This window comes from Phaeodactylibacter sp. (genome assembly GCF_040219495.1).
Lineage (GTDB): Bacteria > Bacteroidota > Bacteroidia > Chitinophagales > Saprospiraceae > Phaeodactylibacter.
Genome location: NZ_JAVJSK010000074.1, coordinates 59,912 through 79,151 on the forward strand (window position 1 = coordinate 59,912; position 19,240 = coordinate 79,151).

Genomic DNA, 19,240 nt, shown 5'->3' on the forward strand with positions numbered 1-19,240 from the left:
GGTGAAAAGTTGGAAAATACATATCGAAGGTCAGGTACAAGGGGTGGGGTTTCGACCCTTTGTATACCGTCTTGCACAAGCGGAAGACCTGCTTGGTCATGTATCAAACGGAGTAGATGGGGTCCGGATAACGCTGAATGCAAATGAGGGCCAGCTTGAATCATTCCTCACAAAAATTAAAAATGAGGCCCCGCGAGCAGCCTTGATCATACGGGTAACCTACCACGAAACCGAATGGCAGGCCTTTAAGAAATTCTCGATCGTCGAAAGTGAGGGGCAGGGAAAAACGGACTTGCTGCTGACCCCGGACCTGGGTATCTGTCCAGACTGTAAAGCAGACCTTGAGACAGAGGGCGGACGTAGAGCGGGCTATGCCTTTACGACTTGCACAAATTGCGGGCCGCGCTACTCCATTATCAATAGCCTGCCTTATGACCGGCACCGAACTGAAATGGCAGATTTCGCCATGTGCCCGGCCTGTACCGACGAATATCATTCTCCTGACAATCGACGCTTTTTCAGCCAGACAAACAGCTGTCCGAAATGTGCGGTCCAACTGCGTATAGATGGGGATAACCAACCCTTTGGTCAACCAGAAATACTAAAGGCGGTAACCACTTACTGGCGGCAAGGAAAAATAGTCGCTCTAAAAGGCATCGGGGGGTTCTTGCTGACCTGTGATGCCTCCAACGTGGAGGCTGTCGAGACACTGCGTCTCCGCAAACATCGGCCGGACAAGCCCCTCGCGGTTATGTTCGGCAGTACCGGTGAAGTGGCAAAACATTTCGAACTCCGTAAAGAAGAGTCCGAAGCACTGGAAAGCCTCAATGCCCCAATCGTCTTACTATCAGATAAAGTCAACGCCAATAAATTGCCCCTGGCAAGAGAAGCGATTGCCCCGGGGCTCGACCGGGTTGGAATAATGCTGCCCTGTGCACCGCTATTCGACCTGCTACTAAAGGCTTTTGGTAGCCCGATCATCGCAACGAGTGGCAATCTCTCCGGAGAACCTATTGTATACCAAGATAGAGAAGCCGGAGACAGGCTTGGCTCAGTCGCAGATCTTATTATCACCAACAACCGGGAGGTACTTGTACCGCAGGATGATAGCGTCGTCGCTTTTTCCCGTCATCAGCATCCTGTATTCCTAAGAAGGTCCAGGGGATATGCCCCAACCTATGTTCACACAAACACGGACCTTCCGGAAACGGATATACTGGCCACCGGCGCGGATTTAAAATCTGTATTTGCGCTTCAGCACGGTAGCAATACCTACCTGAGCCAGTACCTGGGTGATCTGGGTAGCTACAGTAGCCAGCAAAACTACCAGCGAACCCTATCCCATCTCCAGCAACTGTTACAAGCAGTACCCAGCCTGGTTTTAGCTGATCTGCATCCCGACTACGCGGCCAGTCAGCTTGCAGAAGCCTACGCTACAGCCAATAACCTTCCCCTGGTCCGGATTCAGCACCACGAAGCTCATTTTGCAGCGGTATTATTAGAAAACAATTTGTTGAAGGTCCGGAATACCCCTGTCCTGGGAATCATCTGGGATGGTACCGGATATGGAAGCGACGGACAGATTTGGGGCGGAGAAAGTTTTGTCTTTGAGGCCGGCACTTTCACGCGGGTCGGCCAGTTGACTTACTACCCACACTTCGCGGGGGATAAGCTAGCAAAGGAGCCCCGTTTGGCAGCCCTGGCTATTGCGGGTGACCTCCCTGTTGCCCGTACCGCAGTTGAAGAAAAATTTACGCCATCCGAATACCGTATATATCAGCAGCTAAGGACTAGTACGAAACGCGGGTGCTCCAGTATGGGCAGGTTGTTTGACGCTGTAGCAAGTCTGCTAGGGTACTGCGACCAACAAAGTTATGAAGGCATGGCGGCCAGCAGATTGGAAGCAATCGCTAGAAAAGGCCTGGCTGACGCCCAACTCCTGGGGGGATACGCAGTACGCCTGGATCACTCCGGGAATTTTGCCGCCGAAACGATCATTAAGGCTATATTAGAGGATGAAAACAGTGCCGAAATCAAAGCTGCCCGTTTTCACTTGACACTGGTGAGCCTGGTCGAGCAGTCCGCCCTGAAGTGGGGAACAAAGGAAATCGCGTTTAGCGGCGGCGTATTTCAAAATATCTTATTGGTAGAATTGCTGACGGAAAAACTCAATAAGTCTTATCAAGTTCATTTTCAGAAATTTGTATCACCCAATGACGAATGTGTGGCCCTGGGTCAACTAGCGCATTACACGATTAAACAGCGGGTGGAAAATCATAAAAAAGAACAACATGTGTTTAGCTATACCGGGTAAAATACAATCGATTCGCCACGAATATGACGGGAAAATCAAAATGGCGAAGGTATCCTTTGGTGGGATTATCAAAGATGCTACACTGGATATGGTCCCACAGGCAGAAGTAGGGGATTACGTACTCGTTCACGTAGGTGTCGCGATCAGCTTAGTCGATGAAACGGAAGCCAAAAGGGTCTTTGAGTACCTCGAACAGATGGGAGAAACCGATGAGCTGACCGAAGGGGACTACGTGCCCGGCCAGGTAGAGGCCGCTGGTTGGCGAAAAGCCTGATTCGCACTACCCTACTCATTATCCTCTGGCTTCAAGATTGGTCAGAAAGCCTTTTTAGTACAACCGTTGTCTATTCCTACAGTGGCCTTTAGGCGATCGCACTTGGTCTTCTTTCCCGTTGAGGATCAAAATTCACCCGACTGGAATGATACCGTGAAGATGTGTTAGCACTTATAACTGAAATTCATGAAATACCTATCTGAATACCGAGATCCGGAAGTAGCCATGCGCTATCTGGAAGAAATAAAGAAGACCGTCACCCAACCCTGGACCATCATGGAGGTTTGTGGTGGACAAACCCATAGTTTGGTCAAAAATGGCATCCTCAATATGTTGCCTAAAGAGATCAACATGGTTCACGGTCCGGGTTGTCCGGTTTGCGTAACGCCGACCAACCTGATCGATAAAGCCATTTACCTGGCGGAAGAGAAAAATGTGATCCTTTGCTCCTTTGGTGATATGTTACGGGTGCCGGGATCAGGCAAAAGCCTGTTGGAAGCCAAAGCAGACGGAGCGGATATCCGAATTCTTTACTCCCCCCTCGAGGCCGTAAAGATTGCGGAGCAAAACCCTGACCGGGAAGTCGTCTTTTTCGCGGTCGGTTTTGAGACCACAGCACCTGCTAACGCATTATCAGTCTTGCACGCTGAGCGAATGGAAGTAAGCAATTATAGCATTTTGGCGAGTCACGTCCTCGTTCCGCCCGCTATTAAAGCCGTAATGGATGACCCGGAAAGTAAAATTGAAGCCTTCCTGGCCGCTGGCCATGTTTGCACCATCATGGGGACCAGTGAATACCATCCGCTCGTCGCGGCGTATAATATCCCAATGGTGGTTACGGGCTTTGAACCGATCGACCTGCTACAAGGTATTCTGATGACCGTCAGGCAATTGGAGGCCGGTGAAGCAAAGCTGGAAAACCAATATACCCGAATGGTACGGCCCGAAGGCAATCATAATGCAATGGAGGCCATTTACCAGGTATTCGAAGTGACTGACCGGACCTGGAGGGGTATGACCAATATCCCTGAGAGTGGCTACCAGGTCAAAGCCGCTTACGCCGCTTACGATGCCACCAGGAAATTCAGTGTCAATATTGCCGAAGCACCTGAAAACCCGGATTGTATATCAGGAGCTATTATGAAAGGGCTGGCCAAGCCGAATGATTGTCCGAATTTTGGGACAAAGTGTACACCCGAGCGGCCTTTAGGGGCGCCTATGGTGAGCTCAGAGGGTGCCTGTGCCGCTTATTACCATTTTAGCGGACTACTAGCAGAGCAGGAAGTATGAGTAAAATGAACCTTAGTTGCCCGATGCCAAAACTTGACTTTGAAACCATCACCCTGGGGCACGGTAGCGGCGGTAAGCTAACCAACATCCTCTTGGACAGTGGCGTATTCGAGGTCTTAAAAAATGACTTGCTGGACAAGCGGCACGATGGTGCGATACTCGACCTTAAGGGCAAGGTGGCCTTTACCACCGACAGTTTTGTCGTTTCGCCAATTTTCTTCCCCGGTGGCGATATCGGTGAATTAGCCGTCAATGGCACAGTGAACGACCTGGCGATGTGTGGTGCTATCCCGCGTTACCTCTCCCTGAGCTTCATCATAGAGGAGGGGCTACCCATGACCGAATTCTGGAGTATTCTCCTAAGCATTCGTGATGCTTGTCTCGCCGCTGGTGTGCAGGTCGTTACCGGTGATACGAAAGTAGTGGAGCGTGGCAAAGGAGATAAAATATTCATCAATACAACAGGGGTCGGCGAAGTACACCCCGATGCCGCTATTGACCTGACCCGCATCGAACCGGGTGATAAAATCGTTCTTAGCGGCGAACTGGCCGCCCACGGGATGGCGATCATGTCTGTTCGGGAGGGCCTTGAATTTGAAAGCCAAATTGAAAGCGATACCCAACCGCTCCACCATTTAGCAAAGGAGTTACTAGATGAAGTTGGGAATGATATTAAACTCCTGCGGGATCCGACCCGGGGCGGGGTCGCTACCGTCTTAAATGAAATCGCCAGAGACCGGGGCCTGGGCGTCAGCATTGCGCAACGCGATCTGCCGATCAATGAGCAAGTTGCCGGCGCTTGTGAGTTACTGGGGCTGGACCCCCTCTACGTAGCCAATGAAGGATTATTCCTGGCCGTGGTTGCCGAAGAAGCTGTGGACCTCTTTTTGACGAAGTGCCACGCTAACCCTGCCGGTCGTTTTGCCAAAGTAATCGGAACGTTTACCGCACAACACCCCAAAAAGGTCGTGATGACTTCCGGCATCGGCGGAAAGCGTGTGGTCAGTATGCTTACCGGAGAACAACTTCCTCGAATATGTTAGATACTCCAGCCCGTGCTAACGACAGAGAACAGCCTGATGAGACCATAAATGATCAACCTGATGGTCAGATTTTCTTAGGGGGCAATGACAATCCTCTACTCGCTCCCAGGGGCGTACACCTGGTAAATAAAAAATTGCTCATCGCCGATACCGGTCAAAACCGCGTCTTCATCTGGAACGAAATGCCCACTCAAAGCCACCAGGAACCAGATGTCGTGCTGGGGCAGATAGAAAAAACGGATACCGACAGAAATGCAGGAGGAAAGGTGACCGCATCAACTTTAATGTACCCATCAGGCTTGTGGAGTGACGGAAACCGCGTGGTGGTTTGTGATGCCTGGAACCACCGGGTATTGATCTGGAACCAATGGCCTACCACCAATGGGCAGCCCGCTGATATTGTCTTGGGCCAGCCGGACTTCAATCACAACCAACCCAATGTAGAGGGCGTAGGCTCAACGCCTTCCGCCCGCAGCTTAAACTGGCCGTACGGAATAGACTTTTCCGGTGGGAAACTATTTGTGGCTGATACCGGAAATCGACGGGTATTGGTCTATAACCAGTTCCCCACAGAGCATTTTGCAGCGGCCGATCAGCTGATCGGTAAACAGCACTTTACAGACCGGGATTATGATCATACACAACCCATCTGGCCTTACTCTGTCAAGGTAGGCCCCGGAGGAGAGATTGCCATTACAGATACCCAGTACTACCGGGTGCTGCTTTTTGAAAACCTTGCGGCGGCAACCGACCCAGCAACTTCGCCAATCATCATCGGACAGGCGGAAATCGATGGAAACGGACAGAATCAATTTCGCTGGTTCCCCGAAGCCAACACCCTGAATTGGTGCTATGATACCGCCTTTTACAAGAATGGCCTCTACGTAGCCGATACAGGTAATAGCCGGGTACTTCGTTTTGACACCTTACCGCACCAAAACAATCAGCCCGCCAGTTCATTACTGGGCCAGGCAACATTTAATCTGGGCATTGAAAACCGCAACAGCATCAAGGCCAGTCAGCATAGCTTATACTGGCCATTTCACCTTACCATTGATGAAGGCATATTAGCCATTGCCGATACGGGTAATCACCGGGTCGTACTACACAAAGTTGATTGATCATGACCGAAGAACTGACTATTTTTTTAGCCGCCATTATCGGCTTCACCCATGCATTTGAGGCGGATCATCTCGTTGCAGTTGGCAATCTGGTGACCCGTCGGGACCGGGTAAATTTAGCCATGAAGGATGGGGTATATTGGGGACTGGGACACAGCTCAACCATCATGTTGATCGGTATGGCTGTCATTCTGGGGCGAGCGGCCATATCGGATACGGTGTTCGGATACCTTGAAGCCACCGTTGGCCTGATGCTGGTTGTTTTAGGCCTGCGCAGGCTTTTTCAGGCTTACCAAAACCATGATCAAAAGGGCACCCCGATTGATGACAACCACACCCACGGCCTGGCCTATGGCGTAGGACTAGTACACGGTTTAGCAGGATCAGGGGCGCTGATTCTATTGGTACTGGCTAATGTAACCGGGACCTGGGAAGGCTTACTTTATTTGTTAATCTTTGGCTTAAGTTCTGCCGCTGGAATGCTGGTAGCGGCTGGTGCATTGAGCCTTCCTTTTGCACGTTGGATGCTTAGCCAGGGGAGTTTGCAACTCATCCTCATTATCTTGTCAAGCGCACTTTGCATTGGTTATGGGGGTTATGTAATCTTCGAAAATTTTAGGATCTGATTACAGGCTTGTTGTCTTGGGGAGTATTGCAAGGATTAAAAAGACCTAACCGGCCTCCCCTTTCATGGCCTGACCAGCCAATCGGTGAAAATGGTGCACACAGCGTTCCATCTTCGGTGAGAACCGCCCTCGCTTGTACAGGCGGGACTGAATACCTCTCTGCACACTTTCCACCACAGCTTCATCCTCCAGCTCTGTTTGGTCAATATTGTTGTCTGCACGGTCAAAAGCAGTGCCCGGAAAAGCATACGACCGGAACCGCACCCGGGTCTGACTGAGGGTAAGCGGCTCTACGATATTGAGGGAAAGCCCCCAGGGATAGAAGTTGAACATCAGGTTAGGGAATAGAAAAAAGTAGTAGGCGTATACCCGCTTCCCATAGTCGGGGTGGCCTTCCGGCAAATCGAAGGCCGGCTCCCCGGGCCTGGCAATCCCGATCTGAAGATTACACCAGTCGAAGGTTTCGTAATCATAAGCTCCAAAGTCCAGTGCTGTGTTCAGTGCCGGGTGCACAAAGGGTACGTGGAAACCTTCCAGGTAATTGTCGCAGTACAGCGCCCAGTGTGCTTTCACGTGGTGATCCTGGCTCCCCTCCTCCGCAAATTGCAATTGTGATAAAGGCAAAAAACCGATCCGCTCCTGTATTGGAGCAATAGCTTCCCTAAAATCAGCATAGGGCTCCAGGCTGGTGAATAACAGCCCCAGCCATTCCTCCAGTGGCAAATTGGGCAAATGGTCGGACGCAGCAGGAAAACCTACAGCCTCCTCAAACGCTGGCATGCTTTTAAACGTGCCATCAAGACGAAAGCAACGCCCGTGGTAGCCGCACGAAAGTTGCCGGACAGGACCTGATTCCTCAACGATAATCTTGCCACGGTGGGTGCATACATTGGACAAACATCGCCGCTGCCCCGCCTGATCAGCCGTGATTACCAACGGCTCGTCCAGTATTCCGGGCAACAACGTAAAGGGGTGGGCGTAACCGGGCGTTGCTAAAGCAGCGGCATCCCCGGCATAATGCCAGGCTTTGGCCCAAATGCGGTCCCTGGCCGCCTCGAATATGCCCGCATCCCGGTAAAACCGGCTTTCAAGGGTCTGCGCTTTGCGGATATCGGGTTCAATCATATCGTGTTGGTTTTACTGTACCAGCATCACACCTCCTTTGAATGCCAACGGCTTCTCCTGCCCATCCAGCACTTCAATATAGTAGGTATAGTAACCGGTATTGACCGGGTCACCAGCAGCCGTGCCGTCCCAATACAAGCTTCTGGTGTCGGAATCAAAGCCAGCCGCTTCGTACAACAGCCCGCCCCAGCGGTCAAAGATCTGGTACCTGACCACAAAGAACGGTAGTCCGGAGAAAAGTTCAAAACGGTCGTTGCGGCCATCGCCATTCGGAGAAAAGGCGGAAGGGGCATAAACCGGGCATTCCGAAACCAGTTCCAGGCTGTCTGCGCGGGTGCAGCCTTCAGCATCGGTAAGGAGTAGTGAGGCTATACCGGTGGGCAACCCCTCGAAGAACGAGCCGTTTTGAACTTGCCCGTTTACGGCGTACGCATAGGGTGGTGTGCCGCCGTTGCCTGCTAGCGTGAGCGTACCATTAGGTTCCGCACAGCGAGCAGGTTGCGTGCTTTGAACGCTAAGCTGCAGTGGTTGAGCGCCGGGCACGTCTACCTGCAGGTCTTCTGAGCTACACCCCGCCGAATCCACCACCGACAACTGATAGCTCCCGGCAGAAAGCCCGGTGAACACCCCGCTCGTCTGCACCGCGCCGCTATTGAGCTGATAGCGTAAGCCGCCATTGCCACCGCTACCGCTGACCTTAAGGGCGCTTTCGCCGGGCCCGCAGCCCCGCACAAAATCAAGATCAAGGGTCAACGCGGGCACTGCTGCAATTTCTACCTCCCGGCTATCCATGCAGCCCCCACTGTCTCTGGCTTCTACCGTATACAAACCGGGGTCCAGGCTGTCAAACAGGGGATCGGGTTGCCATATCCCCTGATTAAGGCGATATTCCAGCCCCATACTGCTGCCTCCGGTGGTTTCGATGGACAAGGTGCTTGCACCGGCACCACAGGGCGCTGCCGCAACATTGATGCTTAGGGGCAGGCTTTCGCCAATAGCGGCGGCGACCTCCAAGGTACAGCCTTGCCCGTCTTCCACGTTCAGCTGATAGGTGCCGGGGCTCAGGTTTTCGAAGACCGGGGAAGGCTGCGGTGCGCCTGTGCCTAACTGATAGGTAAACGGGGGCGTGCCACTACTGATTGACAACTCCAGGCGGCCATTGCCTGCCCCGCAAGTCGTGTTTTCAATCTCTAATTCAGCTACCTGAGGCCCATCTTCCAAGTCTTCTACGGTGACTTCGAAGTTTTCGGTGCAGCCCAATTCGTTCTGCACAGTCACCGTATAAGTACCGGCAGGCAGGGCTGCGAACACCGGGTTATCTGCAAATGTACTGCCATCCAAGCTGAAGGCTAACCCCGTTGCCGACCCGGTATTGACGGTGACCGTGCCTCCGTCATTGGTACAGCTCACGGGAGTGGTGGTGGTAGAAAGCGTAGGGAGGGGCGTTGCCTCCGGCACCTCAATATCGAGCATACTTTCACACTCTGCTTCATCCCTTACGGTCACTGTCAATGTACCGCTGGGGATATTATTGAAGACCGGCCCGGACTGAAAATCCACCCCATTGATACTGTATGTATAAGGTGCTATGCCATTGAGGACCGAAATGGTCAGGCGCACGCCTGCTGCCTCGCAGGGGTCTATATCAATCCCGTTAATCAGGGGGGCAGAGCTGCTGTCAATCTCGATTTCTACTTCATCGGTGCAGCCCTGAGCATCGCTGACGGTAGCGAGATAGGTCCCGGAGGGCAAATCGCTAAACAGGTTTGCGTTCCCAAAAGTGGCCCCATCGATACTGAACTCGTAGGGTGTTTCTCCTCCCTCTGCCAGTATGGCCAGGCTGCCATTGGTATCCCCGCAGGTCGTCCCCTCCACTTCCACGCTCTCAATTACCGGTGCACTGCCAATCGCTTCCACCTCTGCTTCCACTTCCAGTGTACACCCGAAGTCATCTTCCACCAAAATGGTGTAAGTCCCCGGCAGGAGGCTATCAAAAACGTTTGAAGACTGCGCCCCCTGCCCGTCCAGGCTGTACATTAACCCGCCGTTGCCACCAGATATCTCGACGGTAACCGCGCCCAAAGGCACTGCACAGGAGGTCGGCACTATTTGCAGGGTCTCCAGTTCCAAAGGTGCTGCGGCCAAAAACTCCAGCTCGCTGGCCGCACCGTAGATGACCACACCGGCATTACAAACCGGAATCAGGTCGCCGTTGACGAAGTCGATAGAAAAGATGGCCCCCTGCCAGCTGTCGTTACTGGCGTAGGTAACCGTATTCTCGCAATCTTCTACAAAGGTAACCACACCAAAAATAGAGCCCCCTACACTAAAGTTAAGGACCGGCGTACTGTTCCCGGGGTTATCGAGGTCTATTTCGATCATCTGATTAGAGATACCCGCCATCACCAGCTGCCCGTCAACAAACGTGAGGTCGCCTGCGGAGCCATAATTCGACTGTCCCAGAAACTCGGCTGTATCCGTAGCCGGATTGTAGGTATACACATTACCATTGGAGCCCACGGTATAGATCAAGCCGTTTTGGTCAGCGACCAGGCTCGTGTAAAAAGAGAAACTGCCCTGTGGGATCGTAGTCATCAGGACCGTGGCGCCCGTATTAGGGCTTACCCGGTACAACCGGCCATCGGCAGAGATGCCCCAAAGCTGGCCATCCGGCGTGTAGGTGATATCGGTAAAACTCACCGAAGGAGGTGAGATTGAGGACAGAAAGGTCACTTCACAGGCATCAATATCCACCGAGTACAGATTCTGGTTCTCGGCGATAATCGTGAAGTCCTGCGACCAGGCATTCGTGCCGGGCACCAACAAAAACAACAGTGGCAGCAAGGCCCTCAGTGGCCGTCGAGTTAGGTTTGCATTCATATGCCAGAACTTCAATTATAGTGGCCCACCGGCCGTTCACTTACCGGTTGCAGGCAGGGTTGTGGAAAAACAGGAACTTGGTCCGATCAAAATATAACGATTTGAAAATCAGTTTCGCCCTCCGGGGCTGTTTTTAACGCTTTTGCAGGTGACTGTACCTGTCTCGGCCCTTCCTTTTGCTAAGCCAATGGCAGAAAATGCCCGGTGACAAACCGGTACCGAAAGGTGGCGGATCATTTTCTGTCTTTTCGCCCTTCAGGATTGGAGCAAACAAAGACAGAAAATGCGTTTTTCAATTGATGCTGGATAGTTAACAACTATTTTTTGATAAATTAGCCAACTGCCTCAGAGGGCCTTACTAAATAACCAGAAACAACACATGTATTTTAACAGTAAAGGGAACGCCGGGAACACCTACGATGCCATCGTGGTAGGCTCCGGTATCAGCGGTGGCTGGGCCGCCAAAGAGCTTTGCGAAAAAGGGCTCAAAACGATTGTGCTGGAACGCGGCCGTATGGTGCGCCACGGCGACTATCCGACCGCTATGAAGGAAGTTTGGGAGCTGCCCAATCGTAACCACCTCACACAGGAAGAACTCCGGGACTACCCCAAACAACAGCGGACGGGCTACACGATGGCTCCTTCCACACAGCATTGGTGGGTCAAAGATACGGAGCACCCTTATACGGAGAAAAAGCGCTTTGACTGGATCAGGGGCTACCACGTAGGCGGGCGTTCCATCATGTGGGGCCGCCACTCTTACCGCCTTAGCGACTTGGATTTTGAAGCCAATACCAAAGACGGTTACGGGGTGGACTGGCCGGTGCGTTATAAAGACCTGGCACCCTGGTACGACTACGTGGAACGCTTTGCCGGTATTCAGGGTACCGCTGAAGGGCTGCCCCACCTGCCCGACGGGCAATTTCAGCCGGGCATTCCACTCAACTGTATTGAAGAGCACCTGCGGGACAGCATGAAGGCGAATTTTGGCCGTACCCTGACGATCGGCCGCACCGCCAACCTAACCAAGGCCATTCACGGCCGGGGAGCTTGTCAGTTTCGCAACCGATGTATCCGTGGCTGTCCTTACGGGGCTTACTTTAGCAGTAATGCAGCTACGCTGCCGGCAGCGGAGGCTACCGGCAATATGACCCTGCGCCCGAATTCTGTGGTGCACTCCGTCATTTACGACCCCGAAACGAAAAAAGCCAAGGGCGTACGGGTGCTCGATGCAGAAACCGGAGAAGCTATGGAGTTCTACGCCAAGATTGTCTTCCTCTGCGCCTCAGCTTTGGGCTCTACTTTTATTTTAATGAACTCCGCTGATGAGTACAATCCGGACGGGCTGGGCAACAGCTCCGGCCAACTGGGGCACAACCTGATGGACCACCACTTCCGCGCCGGTGCGCAGGGCATACATGATGACTTTGGCGACCGCTACTACGAAGGCCGGCGGCCGGTTGGCTTTTACATTGCCCGGTTCCGCAACCTCGACAAGCGTACCGAGCGCAAGGACTACATCCGGGGCTTTGGCTATCAGGGTGCAGGCAGCCGCCAAAACTGGGTGCGGGGTATTCAGGAGATGGAAAAAGGGCTCGGTGCCGAATACAAAGCCCAACTCATTACCCCCGGGCCCTGGCAAGTCGGCATGGGCGCTTTTGGCGAATGCCTGCCCTACTACGAAAACCACGTCAAACTCAACAAGGAGGTGACGGATAAGCACGGGCTGCCCACCCTGACTATCGACTGTGAGTTTAAAGAAAACGAGCGTATCATGCGGCAGGATATGATGGACTCAGCAGCGGAGATGCTGGACGCGGCGGGCTTCCGCGATGTGCAAACCTATGATGCAGGCTCTTACCCGGGACTGGGCATACACGAGATGGGCACCGCCCGTATGGGCCGCAACCCCAAAACCTCCGTCCTGAACGGCACCAATCAGGTTTGGGACTGCCCGAATGTTTTTGTTACCGATGGAGCCTGTATGACTTCTGCAGGTTGCCAAAACCCCTCTTTAACCTACATGGCACTAACAGCACGCGCTGCTGACCACGCCGTGCAGGAACTCAAAAAACTGAACCTTTGATCATGGACAGAAGAGCAGCTATAAAAAGAACAGTATTACTGACCGGTGCGGCGCTTTCTGCATCTACCATTACCGCCGTAATGCAGGGTTGTCAGGCAGAAGCTTCAACCAAAGCAGCCTGGGTGCCCCAATTTTTTGATGCCGATCAGGCAGCCACCCTGTCTGAGGTAGCCGAAACCATCCTCCCGGCTACCGATACGCCGGGGGCAAAAGACGTGGGTGTGCCGGAGTTCATAGACCGCCTGACTGCCACCTGCCTTAAGAAAGAGGAACAGGAAACCCTTACTCAGAGCCTGGCTGATATTCAAGGCCGTGCACAAGCTGAACATGGCAAAGCCTTTCCGGACCTCCCTCCCGAAGCGCGCCTGTCGCTGCTCAACCACATCGATACTGAAGCGAGAGAAGCTGAAATCGTCTATTCCGATATTGAAGAAGAGCAGGAGCTCTCCGGTTTTCTCAAACTGAAACAACTCATTTTACTGGGCTACTTCACTTCTGAGAAAGTCGGCACAGAAGTAACCGCTTTCCTGCCCTTACCGGGGCAGTACAAGCCTTGCATGCCCTACGAGGCCGGGCAGCCGGCGTGGACGTATTAGGCTGGAGGCCCTACCTAAGCCCTCCGCTACAAACATGTTTTGAACGGAGAGCTTGTTTGGATTTTACACTTTGGGCTCTTGGTTTTCCCGGGCTTCTAACCCTATTGCCTTCAAAAACAACTCACTCATGCCCAAACGAGTTCAACCTATGCGGAAAAACAAAACCTTCCGGATTGTCTCTAGCCTGTTTTTTCAGTTATTGCTCGTTCCGCTTTTTGCGCAGGTGGGATTAGTGAAAATGCCCACTGAAGCCTCGTTTCAGGATTTACCGCTGGATTCTTCCTTTGTCTGGATTGAAAATTACGATTACCAGGACAACAAAGCTTACAATCTCAGGGCCCATGCGATAGGCGTACAAGCGATCAACAGAGCCTACTTTACTAAAGACGATGCGACAATAGCAAAGGCACACGAGCTGCTTAGAAACTTCCATGACGCCACGAAAGCGTTTACGTTTGACTCCATTATCTATCATGGCCTAAAGGCAATTGAATACTATGCGAAAATCGATAATCTGCAAAAAGTAGCTCAGTTGAATAATACCCTATCGATGGATTATTTAGGCATGAGTGAATTTAAAAAGGGAGAAGAGGCTTTGTTCCGCGCACTAGCTATTTACGAAACATTAGGAGACGAAGCGGGAATAGCGAGGGCTTATCAAAGTCTTTCTCTTTTTTCTCTTGGTATGCAAGAACCTGAACGATCCATTCAGTATGCAGACCAAGCTATGGCTTTATTCAAAAAGGCAGATGATTATATCGCCATGGCAATGACTTATTTGAGACACATACGTAGTTATACGCTACTTGAGCAGTACGACAAGGCCTACCAAGCAGCAACCGAGTGTATTAAATTGTGCGAAACCAAGGTCCCCGCTGATGCGATGGAACGCGGTTTTTCGGGAAGAGATATAGCGGGCAGGGCTTACTCTTTTCGTGGGAATATATCTATTGCCAGGCAGGATTATGAACGTGCGCTGGAAGACTATACCAAAACCTGGGAAATGAGCGTAGCGGACTATGGCGAGTATATATCAGCCGGTTGGCGGGGCGAAATGGGTATTGCCTGTCGGTATTTAGGAAGATACGAAGAAGCCCTGGAGCATTTACTCGCCGCTACTCAATTAACTAAAGACTTAGAGCAACAGAGTGAAGCCACGACCGGCTACTATCAGGAAATGGCAATATGCTATAAAGCATTAGGTGATTATGAAAAGGCATTAGCATACCAGGATGAAGTAATCGCCCTGAAAGATAAAGTCTACGCAGAAAAAGTAGCTACCCTGGAAGAAGAAACGTTTGCTAAATATGAAACAGAAAAAAAAGATCAGCTCCTTGCTTCTCAGGAAGCGGATTTGGCGCAAAAAGCATATGTCCAAAAGCTGACGATTGCTGGAACTAGTGTAATGGCGGTACTGCTACTGACCTTGTTCTATTATTTCAGGAAGAATCAGCAAACAAATACGGCACTCAATATAAAGAATCAGGAAAACGAGCTCCTGCTGAAAGAAGTCCACCACCGGGTAAAGAACAACCTCGAAATGGTTTCCAGCCTTTTGAAACTTCAATCGGTCAAGACCAATGATGCCGCTGCTAAAGACGTGATGCTGGCCAGTCAAAGCAGGGTTCAGTCGATGGGGATCATCCACCAGAAACTGTATCAGGGCAAGAATCTGGCTACCATTGAGATGTTGGACTACTTTAAAAACCTTGGTGAAAACACTTTAGATGCTTTTGGGGCCAATGAGCAGGTCGAAGTTGTTTACGATATGCCCCCCGTAGAACTGGACGTGGACACCGCTATCCCAATTGGCTTGATTGTAAATGAGTTACTAACGAATACCCTGAAGTATGCCTTCCCCGGAGAAGGAAAAGGTACCGTAACTTTGAGCTTGAAAGAAATGGATAATCAGCAGTTGCATTTATTGGTTGCTGATAACGGTATCGGTATCCCAACAGACGTCAAAGCGAAAGGAACGGGGTTTGGAACGCAGTTGATTAAACTGTTAACCGCCCAATTGCAGGGAACGCTAAAAACTGACTTTAAGCATGGTACGCAGTGGTCTTTCTGCCTGGAAAAAGCAAATTTGAATTAATGGAAAGTCCGATTAAAGTGTTAATCGTCGAAGACGAAATGGTGATTGCGGCCAGGATATCGGTAGAGCTCGATGAACTGGGCTACGAAGTGACGGGCATGGTCGGCAGAGCGGAACAGGCGCTTGTGCACTGCCAACAAACGCCTCCTGATGTGGTACTTTTGGATATTAACCTCAAAGGAAAAATGGATGGAGTGGAACTGGCACATCTCCTGAATGAAGAGGCAAGCATCCCTATCATATTCCTTACTGCTAATGCGGATGAGGCTACCTTTAACCGAGCTAAAGGCACCCTGCCTTATGCCTTCCTGACTAAGCCGTATAAAAAACTGGATTTGCAAAGAGCGTTAGAATTAGTAGTGAGCCGACTCAACAAAGACAAAAGTCAAAAACCAACAGAAAAAAACACCGACTTCTCTTATATCCTAAGCGACCGTATTTTTGTACGCTACAAAGACCAGATGGTCAAAGTAGTTATTGAAGATATCTTATTTGTCAAGGCCGACGGTAGCTATTGCCTCATCACGACGCCAGACAAGGAGTACATTCTCACAGTACCGCTAAAGACCCTTGAAGCGAGCCTGCCAGATAATGCTTTTATGCGTACTCACCGTTCGTATGTAGTCAACCTCACCAAAATCGAAACACTAGACGACAATCAGGAAACGCTCACCCTGGGCGGCAACAAGCATATTCCTGTCAGTCGTCGTTTTAAGGCGGAATTACTGAGGCGACTGCGGCTTTTTTAGCCATCCCCCCCGCTTAAATGCTAAAATTTACCGTTTAGAAAGTGTAGCCCGCCGTTTAGAGACTAATCCGGGAGACTACCCTCAGCAGCCCTAGTTTTGTAGTATTCATTAATTATAAACTACAAAATATAGGTACTATGCAAACGAATATTAAGCACCTCCCTTATTCCGGTCTGGCTCAACGCCTTGTGCTGCTCCCGCTATTTTTCCTGGCTAGCCTGAGTCTCACGGCTCAAGAGGCTTATGCTTTCGACGATATCTGGCCTGCCGCCAAGAAAGGCTTAGATAATAAGCACGCGAACACCGTTATCCTGTGGGACTGGTATGGCCGCAATGATTATCCGGTGGCCTATATCAAAGTAGCGCCTGGTGCTAAGAAAGAGATTCCTAACCTTAATAACCTGAAGCCTGCTATAGGAGATAAAGCGCACGGGATGTACGTCCCCAAAGGCTATTACGTAGAGCTCTATCAGTCAAAAGGATATCAAGGTAAGAAATACGTATTTACCGAAGGGCTTTACGTCAACCTGTGGCACGCTAAGGACATGGCATCCTCTATAAAAATCATTCCGATGCCTAATTACAATCCAGACAAGGGACTGGAGAACTGCGCCTACTTCTACGGTTCTAAAGATAATAAAGAGTCTGCTTATCAATCTTACGAAGGCTTAAGGTATGGGGAGTACTCTTCAGCCCAGGAGCTAAGTGCTGCGGATTCTTATAACTACCTTTTTGTAAAAGGTGATGTCCGCGTCTACGTTTGGGGTGGCGTGAATTTTAGTGGGGCGAATAACTTCGATCGGGGAACCGTGTTTTATGACAAGCACGAAGGTAGAGGCACCCTGTGGAACCTGAAAGACTATGGGTTTGGCGAGAACATCAGCTCGGTTAGAGTGATGGAAACCAAATGGGGTCTGAAGGAAGTTCTGATCGAAGAGGTGGAAGCGAGGAATGACGGCCAAAGTGAAAGTAGAAGAAGGTCGTTAGGTAGTAAAACCGTGACTGAGGGAACAACGGACGGTCTAATCACAGCAGAATCCAACGTATCGTATACCGCGAGTGTGACGGAAACCGTAAGTAACAGTACGACGCTTGGCCTGAGCGTGACCAACTCTTTTGAAACTGCAGCAAATTACCTGATTACTGATGTCACGTGGACGGTAGAGATTGAAGCCATGGTCCAAAATACGATAACCACCGGGAAAGCCACCGAAGAAACGATTACCACCGCTGTTAAAGCGAGCGCAGCTGTCCCTAAGCCTCATAATTGTACGATCGTAATCGAAATATTAGGTATCCCCCAAACCAAGTACTATCGGGTTACTAAAACATTCGTCAAAATAGACTCCATTACGGCCGCTGGTAAGTTGGTACCTGTCCTATTTGACGGAAAGCCTAAAGAAGAAGTAGTCGAAAGCACGCTGATAATAGAAGACTTCTATGACTTTTCGATTCAAACCAACTATCTGGCCGGTGACCCCGATTGCCCCCATGTAGCGTCAGTTGCGCAAAGTGGTGGGAAAACAACAAGTAATAATTCCAATGCAAGTGATGCGGCAGCTGTCAAAGAAGTGCTGTTCCATTCTCAAAATAGCTTGTCCCTGGCGGAGGCGCAGGCCATGGCTAAGCAGAATGGCTGGGAAATGGCATCCAGCTCAGAGGTGGAAGCTGCTTTTCAGCAAAAAGCGCTTAACGTTTGGGCTTACGGAAGGATGGCAGACGGACGGTTCGCAGTGCCGGTGCAGCAAGATCAATCCAACTTTAAAAAAGGTCCGAACATTGGTGTTACCGGAGGAAATCAAGGTTTCTTTTACACTATCTCGGATATATCTGCTCCTACCAATACCGGCGACGACAGTCGGGTAGAGGCAGCAACAGAAGATAAGCATCAGGGAGAGGCGGACCACGATGACTCCTCTAATACCGGGGTGACGGTGGTAACATGCGTAGATAATAACGGAACTTTGGTGGGCTACTTCCTGGACCTGAAAGATGGTACCAGCAGTTGGATAGAAACGGATACGGAGGGGGAAACCAAGTTCACCTACGAGGAAATTAAAAAAGAAGACAGTGCCATTCATCTGTACGATACGAGCCGTAAAGTAGCTATTTGCCTGGAGCTGAATCGCCAAGAGGTTCTGTATAGCGACGCTAATACTACGTCACCATTTTCGATATACACAATTTCTGAAGCGCACTAGCCCTCCTGCGCAATTGGCAGGTTTATGTTCAGATCAAAGCCTGACCCGCTTAATAACGGCGGCGGCGGTTCGCGAGCAACTCCAGAAAGGCGTTTTTTTAATCCCTTTCCCTCGTAGGCCCCATGAGCGGTCCTCCTACGTAGAACTGGGCAAAAAGATGCCACAGATTACCCGTTGTTTCATGCTTGACAAAGCATTAGAGCGTATTCCGGAAGTCATTGAACGTAAGAGTTCAGCAAACCCAAAACTTCAAAGCCTGAAACACGATACACTATTCCGGATTAGCCACACCAAACTCCGCTGCACTTAGAGCGTGTTGGGACTTTTGTCTTCTAGTCGAAAACTAACACTTTTTTGATTAGACGAGGCACGAAAACCGGAGTTTATCCTTAGCTAAATGAGGATTTTCGGGACGAAGTATAAGCAAAAAAGTGTAGTTTGCAGACCGATTACTAAAGTCCCAACACGCTCTTAGCACAACAGGCCCGGCTCCTTTCGAAAGGAGCCAGGCCTGTATATGCTATCAGAATGTATTGTAAGCTTATAATGCAGGCGGCTTCGCCCGCTTATAGCAGCCACATACCTACTTCTTAAACAGTCCTGCAATAAACAGTACCACTACAGAACCGGCGGTGGCTGTGATGATGGTGTTAAAAATACCAGTACCGATATTAATATCCAGTTGACCGAACAGCCAGCTACCGACGTAAGCCCCAACAATACCCAAAACGATATTGATCAGCAGACCAAAGCCAGCTCCTTTCATAATGTTTCCTGCCAGCCATCCTGCGACGGCGCCTACGATTAAAGTGTAGAGTAAGTCCATAATTTCAATTTTTC

Annotated in this window: 14 protein-coding genes; 11 read left to right on the forward strand and 3 right to left on the reverse strand. The window is 50.7% G+C overall.

The genetic code is table 11. The features are described 5' to 3' along the window. Position 1: 1 nt before the first annotated feature. From hypF to RIC19_RS11005, 6 genes are all read left to right on the forward strand, one after another. Complete coding sequence (hypF, locus tag RIC19_RS10980; RefSeq protein WP_350178364.1) at positions 2-2,314, forward strand: carbamoyltransferase HypF; 2,313 nt, start codon at positions 2-4, stop codon at positions 2,312-2,314. Beyond that, the gene (locus tag RIC19_RS10985; RefSeq protein WP_350178365.1) at positions 2,292-2,588 is read left to right on the forward strand and encodes a HypC/HybG/HupF family hydrogenase formation chaperone; all 297 of its coding nucleotides are present in this window, start codon (positions 2,292-2,294) and stop codon (positions 2,586-2,588) included. The genes hypF and RIC19_RS10985 overlap by 23 nt, the downstream gene beginning before the upstream one ends. A gap of 186 nt (positions 2,589-2,774) precedes the next feature. Continuing rightward, on the forward strand, positions 2,775-3,878 hold the full coding sequence (gene hypD / locus RIC19_RS10990; RefSeq protein ID WP_350178366.1) for a hydrogenase formation protein HypD: 1,104 nt from the start codon (positions 2,775-2,777) through the stop codon (positions 3,876-3,878). Positions 3,879-3,901: 23 nt separating this feature from the next. Further along, positions 3,902-4,921 carry a hydrogenase expression/formation protein HypE gene (gene hypE, locus RIC19_RS10995; RefSeq protein WP_350178367.1) on the forward strand — a complete coding sequence of 340 codons (1,020 nt, stop codon included), beginning with the start codon at positions 3,902-3,904 and terminating at the stop codon, positions 4,919-4,921. Beyond that, positions 4,915-6,042 (forward strand): NHL repeat-containing protein, encoded by a 1,128-nt coding sequence (locus RIC19_RS11000; protein ID WP_350178368.1) that lies wholly within the window; start codon positions 4,915-4,917, stop codon positions 6,040-6,042. The genes hypE and RIC19_RS11000 overlap by 7 nt, the downstream gene beginning before the upstream one ends. Positions 6,043-6,044: 2 nt before the next feature. Then, positions 6,045-6,668 (forward strand): urease accessory protein, encoded by a 624-nt coding sequence (locus RIC19_RS11005; protein WP_350178369.1) that lies wholly within the window; start codon positions 6,045-6,047, stop codon positions 6,666-6,668. Between the two features lie 45 nt (positions 6,669-6,713). On the opposite strand, the gene RIC19_RS11010 is transcribed toward RIC19_RS11005, so the two are convergent. Together RIC19_RS11010 and RIC19_RS11015 are read right to left on the reverse strand one after the other, a co-directional pair. Beyond that, positions 6,714-7,793: an aromatic ring-hydroxylating oxygenase subunit alpha gene (locus RIC19_RS11010; RefSeq protein ID WP_350178370.1), complete on the reverse strand. Its 1,080-nt coding sequence runs from the start codon at positions 7,791-7,793 to the stop codon at positions 6,714-6,716. A gap of 12 nt (positions 7,794-7,805) precedes the next feature. Then, on the reverse strand, positions 7,806-10,673 hold the full coding sequence (locus tag RIC19_RS11015; RefSeq protein ID WP_350178371.1) for a T9SS type B sorting domain-containing protein: 2,868 nt from the start codon (positions 10,671-10,673) through the stop codon (positions 7,806-7,808). 379 nt (positions 10,674-11,052) lie between these two features. Here RIC19_RS11015 and RIC19_RS11020 point away from each other — a divergent pair, with 379 nt between their 5' ends. The 5 genes from RIC19_RS11020 to RIC19_RS11040 all read left to right on the forward strand — a co-directional run bounded on the left by RIC19_RS11020 (position 11,053) and on the right by RIC19_RS11040 (position 18,400). Then, entirely contained in the window at positions 11,053-12,759 is a 1,707-nt protein-coding gene (locus RIC19_RS11020) for a GMC oxidoreductase (protein ID WP_350178372.1), read from the forward strand. Between the two features lie 2 nt (positions 12,760-12,761). After that, positions 12,762-13,355, forward strand: coding sequence for a gluconate 2-dehydrogenase subunit 3 family protein (locus tag RIC19_RS11025; protein WP_350178373.1), 594 nt, complete (start codon positions 12,762-12,764; stop codon positions 13,353-13,355). Positions 13,356-13,482: 127 nt separating this feature from the next. Beyond that, a complete protein-coding gene (locus tag RIC19_RS11030) occupies positions 13,483-15,450 on the forward strand; it encodes a sensor histidine kinase (RefSeq protein ID WP_350178374.1) in 1,968 nt (655 codons plus the stop codon). Then, positions 15,450-16,199 (forward strand): LytR/AlgR family response regulator transcription factor, encoded by a 750-nt coding sequence (locus RIC19_RS11035; protein WP_350178375.1) that lies wholly within the window; start codon positions 15,450-15,452, stop codon positions 16,197-16,199. The genes RIC19_RS11030 and RIC19_RS11035 overlap by 1 nt, the downstream gene beginning before the upstream one ends. Positions 16,200-16,336: 137 nt before the next feature. Next, on the forward strand, positions 16,337-18,400 hold the full coding sequence (locus RIC19_RS11040) for a hypothetical protein (protein ID WP_350178376.1): 2,064 nt from the start codon (positions 16,337-16,339) through the stop codon (positions 18,398-18,400). A 583-nt stretch (positions 18,401-18,983) separates the two neighbouring features. On the opposite strand, the gene RIC19_RS11045 is transcribed toward RIC19_RS11040, so the two are convergent. After that, complete coding sequence (locus tag RIC19_RS11045; RefSeq protein WP_350178377.1) at positions 18,984-19,226, reverse strand: GlsB/YeaQ/YmgE family stress response membrane protein; 243 nt, start codon at positions 19,224-19,226, stop codon at positions 18,984-18,986. Positions 19,227-19,240 lie beyond the last annotated feature (14 nt).

Coding starts and splice junctions, on each gene's coding strand:
- RIC19_RS11035 (WP_350178375.1), top strand. CDS start 15,450: ATGGAAAGTCCGATTAAAGTGTTAATCGTCGAAGACGAAATGGTGATT.
- hypD (WP_350178366.1), top strand. CDS start 2,775: ATGAAATACCTATCTGAATACCGAGATCCGGAAGTAGCCATGCGCTAT.
- RIC19_RS11030 (WP_350178374.1), top strand. CDS start 13,483: ATGCCCAAACGAGTTCAACCTATGCGGAAAAACAAAACCTTCCGGATT.
- RIC19_RS11000 (WP_350178368.1), top strand. CDS start 4,915: ATGTTAGATACTCCAGCCCGTGCTAACGACAGAGAACAGCCTGATGAG.
- RIC19_RS11015 (WP_350178371.1), bottom strand. CDS start 10,673: ATGAATGCAAACCTAACTCGACGGCCACTGAGGGCCTTGCTGCCACTG.
- RIC19_RS11010 (WP_350178370.1), bottom strand. CDS start 7,793: ATGATTGAACCCGATATCCGCAAAGCGCAGACCCTTGAAAGCCGGTTT.
- RIC19_RS11020 (WP_350178372.1), top strand. CDS start 11,053: ATGTATTTTAACAGTAAAGGGAACGCCGGGAACACCTACGATGCCATC.
- RIC19_RS10985 (WP_350178365.1), top strand. CDS start 2,292: ATGTGTTTAGCTATACCGGGTAAAATACAATCGATTCGCCACGAATAT.
- RIC19_RS11005 (WP_350178369.1), top strand. CDS start 6,045: ATGACCGAAGAACTGACTATTTTTTTAGCCGCCATTATCGGCTTCACC.
- RIC19_RS11040 (WP_350178376.1), top strand. CDS start 16,337: ATGCAAACGAATATTAAGCACCTCCCTTATTCCGGTCTGGCTCAACGC.
- RIC19_RS11025 (WP_350178373.1), top strand. CDS start 12,762: ATGGACAGAAGAGCAGCTATAAAAAGAACAGTATTACTGACCGGTGCG.
- hypE (WP_350178367.1), top strand. CDS start 3,902: ATGCCAAAACTTGACTTTGAAACCATCACCCTGGGGCACGGTAGCGGC.
- RIC19_RS11045 (WP_350178377.1), bottom strand. CDS start 19,226: ATGGACTTACTCTACACTTTAATCGTAGGCGCCGTCGCAGGATGGCTG.